This window comes from Gemella sp. (genome assembly GCF_057272915.1).
On sequence record NZ_DBHIUF010000033.1, the window covers coordinates 1 to 12,942 of the forward strand.

General features: G+C 31.2%; 11 protein-coding genes and 7 tRNA genes. 1 reads left to right on the top strand and 17 read right to left on the bottom strand.

Annotated features, from left to right (window positions below):
• Positions 1-12 precede the first annotated feature (12 nt).
• The 10 genes from ACO6OL_RS08345 to gshAB all read right to left on the bottom strand — a co-directional run bounded on the left by ACO6OL_RS08345 (position 13) and on the right by gshAB (position 10,639).
• Positions 13-429, bottom strand: a complete 417-nt coding sequence (locus tag ACO6OL_RS08345; RefSeq protein ID WP_485502804.1) for an acylneuraminate cytidylyltransferase family protein — start codon at positions 427-429, stop codon at positions 13-15.
• A 146-nt stretch (positions 430-575) separates the two neighbouring features.
• Positions 576-1,859 carry a ferric reductase-like transmembrane domain-containing protein gene (locus ACO6OL_RS08350; RefSeq protein WP_485502805.1) on the bottom strand — a complete coding sequence of 428 codons (1,284 nt, stop codon included), beginning with the start codon at positions 1,857-1,859 and terminating at the stop codon, positions 576-578.
• Positions 1,843-2,631, bottom strand: a complete 789-nt coding sequence (locus ACO6OL_RS08355; protein WP_314160386.1) for an FAD:protein FMN transferase — start codon at positions 2,629-2,631, stop codon at positions 1,843-1,845. The genes ACO6OL_RS08350 and ACO6OL_RS08355 overlap by 17 nt, the downstream gene beginning before the upstream one ends.
• A 1-nt stretch (position 2,632) precedes the next feature.
• Positions 2,633-3,118 carry an FMN-binding protein gene (locus ACO6OL_RS08360; RefSeq protein ID WP_314160387.1) on the bottom strand — a complete coding sequence of 162 codons (486 nt, stop codon included), beginning with the start codon at positions 3,116-3,118 and terminating at the stop codon, positions 2,633-2,635.
• Between the two features lie 195 nt (positions 3,119-3,313).
• Positions 3,314-4,597 carry an MFS transporter gene (locus ACO6OL_RS08365; RefSeq protein WP_485502806.1) on the bottom strand — a complete coding sequence of 428 codons (1,284 nt, stop codon included), beginning with the start codon at positions 4,595-4,597 and terminating at the stop codon, positions 3,314-3,316.
• 176 nt (positions 4,598-4,773) lie between these two features.
• On the bottom strand, positions 4,774-5,142 hold the full coding sequence (locus tag ACO6OL_RS08370; RefSeq protein ID WP_485502807.1) for a DUF956 family protein: 369 nt from the start codon (positions 5,140-5,142) through the stop codon (positions 4,774-4,776).
• Between the two features lie 82 nt (positions 5,143-5,224).
• Positions 5,225-6,148 carry a PTS system mannose/fructose/sorbose family transporter subunit IID gene (locus ACO6OL_RS08375; protein ID WP_485502808.1) on the bottom strand — a complete coding sequence of 308 codons (924 nt, stop codon included), beginning with the start codon at positions 6,146-6,148 and terminating at the stop codon, positions 5,225-5,227.
• Between the two features lie 16 nt (positions 6,149-6,164).
• Positions 6,165-6,971, bottom strand: a complete 807-nt coding sequence (locus ACO6OL_RS08380; protein ID WP_485502809.1) for a PTS mannose/fructose/sorbose transporter subunit IIC — start codon at positions 6,969-6,971, stop codon at positions 6,165-6,167.
• Positions 6,972-6,995: 24 nt separating this feature from the next.
• Positions 6,996-7,979 carry a mannose/fructose/sorbose PTS transporter subunit IIA gene (locus ACO6OL_RS08385; protein ID WP_485502810.1) on the bottom strand — a complete coding sequence of 328 codons (984 nt, stop codon included), beginning with the start codon at positions 7,977-7,979 and terminating at the stop codon, positions 6,996-6,998.
• Between the two features lie 398 nt (positions 7,980-8,377).
• Positions 8,378-10,639, bottom strand: coding sequence for a bifunctional glutamate--cysteine ligase GshA/glutathione synthetase GshB (gene gshAB, locus ACO6OL_RS08390; protein WP_485502811.1), 2,262 nt, complete (start codon positions 10,637-10,639; stop codon positions 8,378-8,380).
• Between the two features lie 192 nt (positions 10,640-10,831).
• Between gshAB and ACO6OL_RS08395 the strand changes: the two genes are divergently transcribed.
• Positions 10,832-12,124, top strand: coding sequence for a cytidine deaminase (locus tag ACO6OL_RS08395; RefSeq protein ID WP_485502812.1), 1,293 nt, complete (start codon positions 10,832-10,834; stop codon positions 12,122-12,124).
• Between the two features lie 116 nt (positions 12,125-12,240).
• Here the strand turns inward: ACO6OL_RS08395 and ACO6OL_RS08400 are convergent.
• The 7 genes from ACO6OL_RS08400 to ACO6OL_RS08430 form a co-directional block, all read right to left on the bottom strand.
• Positions 12,241-12,312, bottom strand: a tRNA-Glu gene (locus tag ACO6OL_RS08400).
• Between the two features lie 42 nt (positions 12,313-12,354).
• Positions 12,355-12,427, bottom strand: a tRNA-Lys gene (locus tag ACO6OL_RS08405).
• A 1-nt stretch (position 12,428) separates the two neighbouring features.
• Positions 12,429-12,504, bottom strand: a tRNA-Gln gene (locus ACO6OL_RS08410).
• Positions 12,505-12,517: 13 nt separating this feature from the next.
• Positions 12,518-12,601: transfer RNA gene (locus ACO6OL_RS08415), tRNA-Tyr, on the bottom strand.
• A 15-nt stretch (positions 12,602-12,616) separates the two neighbouring features.
• Positions 12,617-12,692: transfer RNA gene (locus ACO6OL_RS08420), tRNA-Val, on the bottom strand.
• Between the two features lie 7 nt (positions 12,693-12,699).
• Positions 12,700-12,774, bottom strand: a tRNA-Glu gene (locus tag ACO6OL_RS08425).
• Between the two features lie 6 nt (positions 12,775-12,780).
• Positions 12,781-12,857, bottom strand: a tRNA-Asn gene (locus ACO6OL_RS08430).
• Between the last annotated feature and the right edge of the window lie 85 nt (positions 12,858-12,942).

Below are 12,942 nucleotides of genomic sequence, written 5' to 3' on the forward strand. Positions count from 1 at the left end.
AGTTAACTTTATTTAAAACATCAGATTGTGTTTACACAAAAATCTTGACACTGCCCAATTTTTAAATAACTCAAAAGCTTCTAATATATGATCTACTTTTCTTAGTGGTGATGTCACCTGTAAATTCATAAAAATAAAATCTTCCTTAACATCTTTAAATAGAAATTCTAAAGTTTCGTAAGTTGTAGAAGAATCACGAGATACTTCTGCAGAACGCCGTATGTATTTACAGCTACTTCCATATTTTTCCTCACAAAGGCTAAGATACTTATCAGAATCAGAAGATACCCATATTTCATCAAATTCTTTACTATCTATTGCTACATCAATCGTATAAAAACATAATGGTCTCCCACAGAATAACTTTATATTTTTATCAACTAAGCCTTTTGAATCTTTTCGTATCAAAATAATTGCAACTTTTTTCAAAGTAATCCTCCTCTCCTTACTATTTTTCTTTTTTATATCATATCATTATAATTTATCTAATACAATAATCTAAATATTAAAAACTATCTTCATCCTCTAAAAAAAGATTGTAATACATCTTTTCGTATTACAATCCTTTAAATCATCTAAAAGTTAAATCCTTCATAGAATATTCTATTTTTCTTTATCCCCTTTTCTTTCAGCATTTTCTCATATGCTATATTCATCACCATTGGTCCTGCAATTATATAATTATACTCTTCACCAATCGGTAAATATTTGTCTAATTGCTCTGTTGTAAATCTTCCATTTTGAGAATATGATTTAAAATTACTTCTCTCATTCCATAACTCGAATTTTTCTTGATATAATAATTTCATATCTTTTTTTACAGTATATAAAAATGTAATATCTCTATCATCAAATTTATCTGCTAATCCAAGTAAAGGAACAACTCCAATTCCTCCACCAATAAGAACAAACTTTTCATTCTTACCTGACTTTTCAATCATTGAACTCAACACACCATATCCTCTAGTTAGATTAACTTTTTCTCCAATCTCTAAATTAGAAAGATTTTTTGTAAAATCACCTACACCTTTAATTGACATCTGAACATAGCCATCTCGCTCTGGTATATTCAATATAGAAAATGGATGTGGCTCCTTCATTCCCTTTACATTAGGGAATGAAATAAATGCAAAATCACCCGCTTCTATTTTTCTTAAAACTGATTTACTAGTAGTAATTGTTAATTCCATAATATTTTCATCTACCTTACTAACATTTTTTAAAAGCCCAATTTGCACATTTAAATACTTATTATATGCATAGTGTCCATAAGCTCCGAATGCAATTACAGTATATAAAATAACTAAAATAATGAATGAAACTATACTTCTTATATATGGAATCAAAAGAACATGTGAGAAAGCTAATAATGCAGCTACTAGATTAAGTCTATGTATCCACATAGATAACTCATGTTTAAAGATTTTTTCTAACATCTTTTTGATTTTCATTAAGATACTTATTCTTGAAGTTAACCAACCAGCCATAAAAACAAGTGAATATATGATTACTGCCATAAAAATATACATTGCCCATTCACCTGTTAAAGAGATAAGCCCCGATGATTTCAACAATTGATCATGTAAGTACATAAAGATTACAGCAAAAATTGCAGTTACTCCATGAATTATATACATATCCGGTAATCCTATTATTCTATCTAACCATTTTGGCTGTGAAGATAGAAAAATTGCTGATAGCATCCATGAATAAGCAAATACCCCTAAATTAATTGCTAGTACTCTACTTCCAAAGACCTCCGGCAAACCATTTCCTAATGTTACTATTAATGGTAACGGTATTGTTAACAATACTATTAACCAAATCATATTAAATATAAATCTATGATCTCTTAACATCCGTTATTTTTCCCTCCTCAAAAACTCTTTTTATACCCTCTTTTGTTAACAAAATCCCTGTTAACAATTTATTTTCTACTATTTCACTCCAAATTTTCTCGTTAGCAACTACTCCTGCAGTAGCCAGTACATCAACATCTGATAGATATGTTCCAACTACCGTGACTTGAACATGATTAATATCATTATCACTTTTAATATGTTGGCCTTTTTTACTAAGCCCCGAAGTTGCCACAGCTCCATTTTTTATACTATACTTAGCAATTATTTTCTCCTTGTCTTCAGGATTCTCTATCCCGATTTCCCAAGAAAAATTACTATCAAGTCTAGTACCAACTTGTATATCTCCGGCACCATTAATAGCTCCTGCTTCTATTATGTTATTATCAATAAGCGGCTTTATATATTTCATAAAGGCATTTTCTATTGCCCAACCCTTCACAAATCCTGTTGGATTATATTTTCCATTAAAAAATGGATCAAATAAACCTTGAGTTTCTTTTTTAGCGATTATAGACCTGCTATAGACTTCTTGATATTCTATATCAAAAAAATCATCTTGTAATTCTTCACCTAAGTCAGTATGCCTACTGACCAAACTTTCTGATAAGAACGGTGAAAATTTCTCTTCCACGTTTTGTAAATATTTATCAATCTCATAAACAATTTGATTCAACGCGTCTATTAAAATTTCATCAAAACTATCCCTAACAAAGGCTATTGTGAACGGCATGTTCATTCTTTTCAATACATAGGTCTTAAACTTAAACATTTTATTTTGCCTTATTTAATGCATCTTGTAAAGAACCTTTAAATCCTTCGAATGTTTCAGATGCTCCAGATACTAATGCAATATCACTACTTTGAGCAACTATTGCTTCCTCAACATACTTTGGAAGTGCTGTTTTATTAATACTTTGTGAAAATTCCTCATTTGGTTGAAGCAAGACATTTACATTGGCTATTTTTCCACCTTGAATGTCTACACTAACTTGGAAATTCCCTACGTTTGTTTTTGTTACTCCCCCTGTGTACGTACCATCTTTATATGTGACATTCTCTTTTCCTAAAGAAGACGTAGTATTAGTACTTGTACTTTTTGTTTTTTTACTTTCTTTTTGTGCTTCTTGTTTTGTATTTTGAGGTGTAGAGTTTGTCGTTAAACTTTGCGTACTAGGCTTTACAAAAGTATAATATCCTGCTGTTAGTGCCGATGCTCCTACAACTCCAATTAATGCTGTTTTTTTTATTTTACTCATATTTTCTCTCCTTTTTCTTTTACTTTTAAGGATAATATATCATATTTTTAATACACAACCTACTATTTTGCATTTCTAGTATTGTATAAAGTTTACTTAAAATCAAATTAATATACCCACTCAAATTATTTTACATAGGAGATTATCATAACAAAAAAATCTTTAGAAATATATGCTACCTCTAAAGATTTTTAATTATTTTTTTGGTCTTGTTTCAGGGAATGTGAATACAAAAATAATATACATTACACTTCCTAATAAATAGAATATTATTGAAGAATTATATCCCATATGATTCAAGACTAGACTCCACGTAAAATTAAATAATGTGTAAATTGCATATCCAAAAGCCCAGAAAATTCCAAACATTATCGTTAATCTTTGAGAATTCATATTTGGTAATTCATATGGAAGATTTAAATATACTGGATATTGTGAATACATGAAAAATCCTGATAAACTAAACATAACATAAGATAACACAACATTAGTAGAAACAAAAGCTAATCCTAATGCCATGAATCCAATCATTAATACTCCATGAGCGATTAAAAAAGGGTTCCTTCTAAAATTTAATTTTCTAGTGATTATTAAACTAAATAAAGTTCCAATTATTCCTCCAAGAGTTACAGTTAATATCATAAACTCTGGTTTAAAACTTGTATTATGGGCATATTCTGCTACAACTCTAGGAAGCGACACTAACGGCATAACATATAAAAATAAGAAACCACCAAATCCAAGTGAAAATACATAAATAAATTTATCTTTAAATCCATCGGCATAAGTATATTTCTTAACTTCTTCTTCATGCAATGTTTCTTTTGATTCAATCAACAACTTATAAACAAAATAGTTAGGATGTTTCCAAGTAATTGTTGGTTCAAAATCATGAGAAAAAATTAACCAACAGATAAATAGAATTATACTGAAAATACTAAATCCTATCATAGTATAACGCCAGTCATCCACAAAATGTTCTTTAAATAACAAGAATAAAATAGCAACTAATGCAGCTCCAACATTATATGCAGCGGTGATAATTGCACTAGTCATTATTTTCTTATCATTCGGTATAAATTTAGCCACAAATGAGTTTATAAACACAATTATCATTGATCCCCCAAATGCCATAATCATTCTAGAAAATGTATATAACCAATAATTATGAGTAAATATTGCGAAAAATGAAAAACATAAACAAAATAGTGCTAAAATCGCAGCTTTCCTTGGATGTAATTTAATTAATATAAAAGCAGCAAGTAAATTAGCTATAATTCTTGCTATAGTTATAGTATAGTTTACAACTTCCGATATTATTGGAGAAACCTTTTCTCCATTAAAATAGTGATCTGTTATTTGTTTTGACAAGTTCGATCCCGCCACCCAGTTAGTAGCAAATACTACATATGCAGTAATTAGGATAGCAAACATAATAATTCCTTGCTTTCGCGTTGGAGAATTTGCTGATAATTCCATCTTCTTACCTCTTCTTTAAAAATTTTAATTGATACAATAACTTACTGTTATAATACTGATTTTTATTTTCAACTATAGTTTAATATAAAAATCATGAAAATGCAAGAAAAATATGATGTTTGCAATGCGTTTTCATGAAAATATTTTTAAAATTAAAAAAGACTAATATCAAAGTATTAATCTTTTTTTCTAAATAAATTTTTTAATGATAACACTGGCTTATTCCTTACTATCTTGTCATTTCCAATGAATTCTCTCATTTCTTTTAAGCATTTTCCAGAATTTTTTACAATAAAATTAAAACTCCCTGCTCTTTTTGTATCAATAAAAAATCCTCTAATATATTTATCTCTAAAAAACATTTGAGCTCTAACTTTATCTATTTCTGTCCATGGTATCTGAATATAATCTTCAGGATTTCTATGATTATAAAATTCAAAAGCCTTATCTCCTACCATAACATCTCCATGCTTATTTCCAATTGAACCAGTAAGGCAATTAGCTTTAGTTGTGTATACCACCTTACTATTCATAGACATTACCATTTCCTCTCACCTCCTATAGATTTTCCATAGTTAATTTTAAAAAGGAAGTTGAGACCATTTTGACTCAACTTCCTAAACTTTATTACATTACACCAGCTACGTGAGCAATTACACCTAAAGCAAATAATCCGAAGATTATTACTACTGGGCTTACTTTACGTTTTAATAACCACATACAAACGAATGTTAATAATAACGCTGCAAATCCAGGAATAAGTTGGTTTAAGTTATCTTGTAATGTTATAACTTTTTCTGGTGTTAATGAGAATTTACCACTTGTTGCTTTTGTAACAATATCTTGTAATACTTCACCAGTAATGTGTGTGCCTTTTTCTGGGAAATGAATAAATGCTTTTTCATCTAACGGTACTTTAGAAACTACCAATGGGAAGCTGATGTTAGTCCAACGTTGAACTAAAATCCCCATTACGAACATACCAAGGATTGAAGCTCCTTTTGTAATTGTTTGTAAGATACCACCTGAAAGGTCACTTGTAATTTCAGAACCTTTTTTATAACCAAATTCTTGTGTATACCATAAGAATCCAATACGGATTAAGTTCCATGCGATAAAGAAGAATAATGGTGCAATAATTGAACCACCAGTTGCTAATGAAGCTGCGATAGCTCCAAGGATAGGACGAACTGTAAACCAGAATACTGGATCCCCAATACCTGCTAATGGTCCCATCATACCAACTTTAACCCCTTGGATTGCTGCATCATCGATATCAGCTCCATTTGCTTTATCTTCTTCTAAAGCAAGTGTAACCCCTAGAATAGGTGCTGCAATATATGGGTGAGTATTAAAGAACTCTAAGTGACGTTTTAATGCTAAAGTAGCATCTTCTTTATTTGGATATAATTTTTTAAGCGCTGGGATTAAAGCAAATGCCCAACCACCATTTTGCATACGTTCATAGTTCCATGAACCTTGAAGGAACTGAGAACGTAACATAACGCTACGACGATCTTTTTTACTTAATGTAATTTTTTTCTCTGACATTTGTAGTTCCTCCTTATTAATAATCGTTTAAGATATCGCCTAGTGGATCTCCAGATGAAGTATTTCCACCACCGCCACCTTTGTTTTTAGAAAGGTTTAGGTAAATAATAGCTAAACATAATCCAATGATACCAGTTGCGATTAATGTTAATTGGCTAATTGGTGCTAATGCAAATCCTAAGAAGAAGAACGGCCATACTTCTTTAGTTGCCATTAAGTTGATAACCATTGCGAAACCAACCGCAACTACCATTCCTCCACCGATTGCCATACCTTCTGTGAACCATTTTGGTAAAGATTCAAGGGCTTTTTGAACTACTGATGATGGAATGAACATTAATAACCCTGCTGGAATAGCAACACGTAATCCTTGAGCTGCAAGTGCTACGTAGTGCCAGAATTCAACTCCACGGAAGTTACCGTGTTCTGCTGCGCGGTCAGCTTGGTGAACAATAACTACTGATAGTGTACGAACAACCATTGTAAGTACAAGACCAACTGTAGCTAATGTAACAGCTGTTGCAATAGCAATAATACGTCCTTCAGCTGAGAAATCTCCAGCTTTAATGAAAATAATAGCAGATGCTACTGATGCTAAAGCAGCATCTGGAGCAACCGCAGCCCCAATATTAGCCCATCCAAGTGCTAATAATTGAAGAGCCCCACCTAAAATAATACCTTCTGATAAATGTCCTGTTGCTAAACCGATTAATGAACAAGCAATAATTGGTTGATGGAATTGGAATTGGTCTAAGATACTTTCCATACCAGCTAATAACGCAACAATTAGGACTAATATAACTGTTAGAATACTAAATTCCATAGTGTCCTCCTAATTTCTATTAAATTATAATTTTAAACCTTCACTTGATTTAGCTTCAATAAGTTTGAATAAATCTGATGGAGAATCGTTAGATACTTTACGAACATCAAATTTAACTCCTAAATCACGAAGTTTTTTATATACTTCTACGTCTTCTTGATCTAATGATAATACGTTATTAATTTGAACTTTACCAACTGAGTGAGCCATAGATCCGATGTTTAATTCTGGAATCTCTACTCCTTTTTCAATTACTGTAAGTGCATCTTGTGGTGTTTCAAATAATAATAACGCTTTTGTATCACCAAATCTTGGATCATTATAAACTTGAACAAGTTTATCTAATGGAATTACGTGTGCGCGTACTCCTGGAGGAGCTGCTTGCTCAATAAGTTTTTTACGTAATTCATCTTTTGATACTGAATCTGAAACTACAATAATTCTGTTTGGATGAGTTGCTTTTGTCCAGTTTGTAGCAACTTGTCCATGTAGTAGACGAGTATCGATACGGGCTAATACAAATTCTATTTTCCCATTTCCTAGTACTGTACCTTCAGGAATTTCTCCTTGAGGTGCAGCTGTTGTACTTTCAGCTACTTCTGCTTTTGGTTGTAGTTCTTCAGGGCGAACTTTAACTCCATCAATAGCTGTTGGTGTGATTGCTTTTGCAATCTCATGAGCTGTTGTCATAGTGAATCTACTAGCATATGCTTCAATAAGCATTGGTAAGTTTAATCCTGCTACGATTGCTCTCTTCTCTGGTGCTTCTTCAAATAACTTGTTAGCTTGGTTAAATGGACTTCCACCCCAAAGATCGACAAGGAAAAGAATTTCTTCAGAATCTACTTTAGCAATAGCTTCTTGAAGTTTTCTTTGCAAGTCTTCTGGTCCTTCACTTGGCATAAATACAACTGCTTCTACTTTTTCTTGTTCACCAAAAATCATAGAACCTGATTGTTTAATTCCTGCAGCAAATTCACCGTGACTCGCGATGATAATTCCTACCATCTTAGTACCTCCTTTTATTTAATTCTTATTTATTATGACGTGTATACCTTTGCATACAGATAGATTATATCATTTATTATTTTTTTTGTAAATGTTTTAGTTTCTTACTTTACACACATGCAATCGATTTCTATTATTAATATTTAAATGTAAGATATATTATTTTTCATATCAATAATTACAAAACCTTTTGAGTCGCTTTTGTAATTAAAAATTTTATATGTTTTTACAGGAAAATATATAAAATTTTATAGAAAAATTTATATTGTGAAAATATTATTTTCATGCTTTCATAATATTACAATTGTTTTTTTATTCCTAACCATAAAAAAAGACAATAACTTAACCTTTTGGGTTACATTATCATCTTTATATAGCATTAGAAATTTACTGGCAATCTATTTTATATTTTTTTCTGGAAATAGCATTTTTAATACATTTAGCGATAATCTTCTTGATTTTCCTGAATGTGGATAAATATGCATCATCATCATAGGATTAAAATTGGCTTCGATAACCCCATAATTAGTTGCACTAACTTCTTCTTTTATATCTGAAATTATTAGATCTACACCACAGACCTTAGCCATCATAGCATCCGATATTCGAACAGCTAGCTCTTTATAGCTATCATGAACCTCATCTGTCATATCCACAGAGTCTCCACCTGTACTGATATTTGAATTTTCTCTAAGATATGCCACTTCATTCACAGCTAATATAGAATCGAAATTTAATCCTTGTTCAGATAGTTGTAGTTGCTCAATTTCTCCTAACTCTATTTTTTTTAGTGGTGTTTTCTTTGCATCTCCTCTTAGTAAGTCCGAATTTTTTTGTTCAACCAATTCTCTTATTGTATATTTACCATCACCTACAACATTTGCAGGTACTCTTAATAATACAGCTTCAGTTTTTCCTTCAATAACAAAGAATCTATATTCTGTTCCTTCTATAAATTCTTCTATTAGTATATCCTTATCCTCTTTAAGTGCGAATTCTACAGCTTTAGAATAATTTTCTACTGAACTAGTCCCTTTTTTAAAAATAGTTATTCCTAATCCAAAATTAGTACTCTTTGGCTTTATTACAATTGGTTTGTTTTTTATATAATTAAATTTTTGTAATGCTTCTTCTAAACTAGAAACTTCATATCCTTTCGGTACTCTAAAACCTTTTTCAGCTAATACTTTTTTAGTAACAACCTTGTTTTCCATAATCAACGGAGAAATATAACTATCTTTACTTGTCATATTTCCATTTTTTACATATTCTACTCTTTCATTGCTTTCTAAACGAATAAACTGATCATTTTCATCAATAACAGTAACTTTAATACCATTTTTTATTGCATCTTCAATTACAGCTTGTGTAGACAGTTCCATATTAGAATATGCACTTAATGAATAATATTCTCTTAAAGCATCCTCTTTATAAATTTTAGCTAACTTCATTCCTACTTTAACCATATCATTCTCTTTTTGATATTCTTTTAAAAGTCTAGCTCCTATAGTAAGTTCAGGATTTTTTAATTCTTCAATCTTTTCATCTATTAAAACAATATCATCTTCTAGTAGACCTACTTTTTCTACCATATCTTTCATTTGATTTAATAGCCACAGTCCCTCTTCTTCGTACTTAACCTTTTCCATTGGATGTGAAAGTGCTACATTCTCACTGTATTCATACCCTAAAGATTCAGAAGTATTTTTATCCTCTTCTTCTAACCAAACTAGAGTTTTTATGAATAAATGTACAAATCTAATATCTTTTTCTAAAATACCGAAAGGTGCGAATGGATTTAAATCAAATAATCTAAATTCAATATACTTAATTCCTTGATTTGGAAATTTTTTGATAGTATCTGCACCTCTAAAACGGACACTAGAATAAAATTCTTTTTCAGCTATTAATTGTTTATTTTCTACATATCCTGTTATATCTTTAATATATCTTTCTAACGAACTATATAATACTTTAATATCATCTTCATTTACATAACCATATCTGCTAGTTCTTAAACTTCTTACAAAGTCAGTTGGTTTTTTGCCATCTGTAAAATATTTATCCTCAGCAAATGGTGAAGCACCAAATAAATAAACTAATAGCCACTGATATCTTAAAAATTGTCTAGCTAGTTTTAAATAAACATCATTCTTTACACCTACAAGATCTTTTTTAGTAATTTCAGATATTCTTTCCATTAACACATCATCTAATTGGAAATTATAATGTATACCTGATACCATTTGCTTATATTTTCCATATTTTTCTACCAAATATTCTCTATACGTGATATCAGATTTTTTTTCAAATTGTGCAACTCTGATATCTTCTTCTTTTGGTAATATCGCAGGTATGCTCAAAGGCCAAATATATTCATCTTTTGGCATATTTTTTAATGTAACTTCATGAATAGCATTCAAAATCCTTAAAACATCTTTTTCGTTATTTTCTGGTGTTGTTATCAACTCGACCTGTGATTCAGCAAAATCAGTCTGGATGTAAGGATGTTCGTGTCTTACTCCAAATATTTTTGGATGATTAGTTTTAGTTATTTCCCCATTCTTTAAAACACGTTGTCCTTCTTTTTCTATACCAATTTTCACATTAGCAAATAATTCTTCTAAATTATTATTTTTTATTATATCTTTAATTATCATATTATATCACTCTCTACAAACAATATAGTTATCTTCTATCTTATCATAAATACACAATTAATAATAGAAATTGAACTCAATTCATAGTGAAATTCTATTACTCTCTTACAATATTCTTATATATATGTTATAATCAAATTACACTTAAGAAAGGGGATAAATACGATTTACTATCGTATTTCTAAATTTTTTATGATAAAATTAATAGCTAGTGATATGGATGGAACTTTATTAAATCATAACCACAAAATTCCAAAAGAGAATGTAGAACTTATTAATTATGCCAAAAATCAAGGAATAGAATTTGTAGTAGCGACTGGGAGAGCCTATTATGAAGCTTTACCAGCTTTAAATGAAGAAAATATTAATTGTGATGTGATTAGTTTTAATGGTGGTATTGTCTATGATAAAAATGGTAATATCATCAGTATTACTCCTATGATACCTAAAGATTTATACTATACAATTGAAATATTGAAAAGTTTTGATATAAGTTATCAACTTTATACAAAAAATACTATATATACTAGAAGTATAGAAACTGATATAAACGCGTATATAGATTTAATTAGGTCTAATGGCTATGACCCAGACGTTGAGCATTTACGTGCAGAAGCACAGCTAAAATTAGATATGGGGTATATTACTGAGGTTGAGAATATAGAATTATTCCTTAATGAAGAAGAAAATCCCCCAATCAAAATAATAGCTATATCTAATGATATATCGAAACTAGAAAATGCTACCAAACTATTATCAGAAAATACAAATATAAGTGTGACATCATCTGGTACGAATAATATAGAAATAATGCATAAAAATGCCACTAAAGGTGAAGCCTTAAAAGAAATAGCGAAAATCTATGGAATAAACTTAGAAAATACTGTCGCAATTGGCGATAATCTGAATGATCAAGCAATGCTAGATATTGTTGGATACAGCGTTGCTATGAAAAATGGTAATACAATATTAAAAGAACACGCTAAATACGTAACAGAAAAAACAAATTCTGAAGGTGGTGTTGCGGATACTATATTCAAATTAATAGAGCAAAACAATGAAATTAAAGAAGATATCAATGAAGTATTAGTAAAAGCAGCAATCGATGCAACAAAATATGCTTACGTTCCCTACTCTAATTTTAAAGTAGGTGCTGCGATACTAGCTGAAAATGGAAAAATCTATACTGGTTGCAATATAGAAAATGCTAGTTATTCTCCCACAAACTGTGCAGAAAGAACAGCAATTTTTAAAGCTGTAAGTGAAGGAGTTACAAAATTCAAAAAAATCGCAGTAGTAGGTGGTCCTAATGGCAATTTAGAAAATTATTGTCCACCTTGCGGAGTTTGTCGACAAGTAATTTCTGAATTTGCAGACGAAGATTTTGAATTAATCTTAGGTACTTCTGAAAATACCTATGCTGTATATAACTTCTTTCAAGAAGTACTACCTCTAAGTTTTACAGCAAAAGAATTAAAAAAATAAAGACAAATGGTCATTAGAATATAAATTCTGATGACCATTATTTTTATAGTATACTATTTTTAATTTCTTTCTCTTACATAAAAAAAGTCGTAACAAAAGCTACGACTAGGTTAAGATGACCCGTACGGGATTCGAACCCGTGTTACCGCCGTGAAAGGGCGGTGTCTTAACCACTTGACCAACGGGCCAAAAATATAAAAGGCTAAATAATTAGCCTTTTATTCAATTAATGAGCCATGAAGGACTCGAACCTTCGACCCTTTGATTAAAAGTCAAATGCTCTACCAACTGAGCTAATGGCTCATGGCTGGGATACCTGGATTCGAACCAGGGGAATGACGGAGTCAAAGTCCGTTGCCTTACCGCTTGGCTATATCCCAATGTTATAAAGAATGGTGGGAAGAAGTGGATTCGAACCACTGAACCCGAAGGAGCGGATTTACAGTCCGCCGCGTTTAGCCTCTTCGCTATCTTCCCGGCTTATTTAAAAAATGGTGGAGGTTAACGGGATCGAACCGCTGACCCCTTGCTTGTAAGGCAAGTGCTCTCCCAGCTGAGCTAAACCTCCGTTCAAATGGTGACCCGTACGGGATTCGAACCCGTGTTACCGCCGTGAAAGGGCGGTGTCTTAACCACTTGACCAACGGGCCAAAAAATGGCTCCACAGGCAGGACTCGAACCTGCGACCCTCTGATTAACAGTCAGATGCTACTACCAACTGAGCTACTGTGGAATAATAAGTCTAATGCTTTAGCACTAGACCTCAAAAGCCTGGCAACGTTCTAGTCTCACAGGGCGTAAGCCCAACTACATTCGAC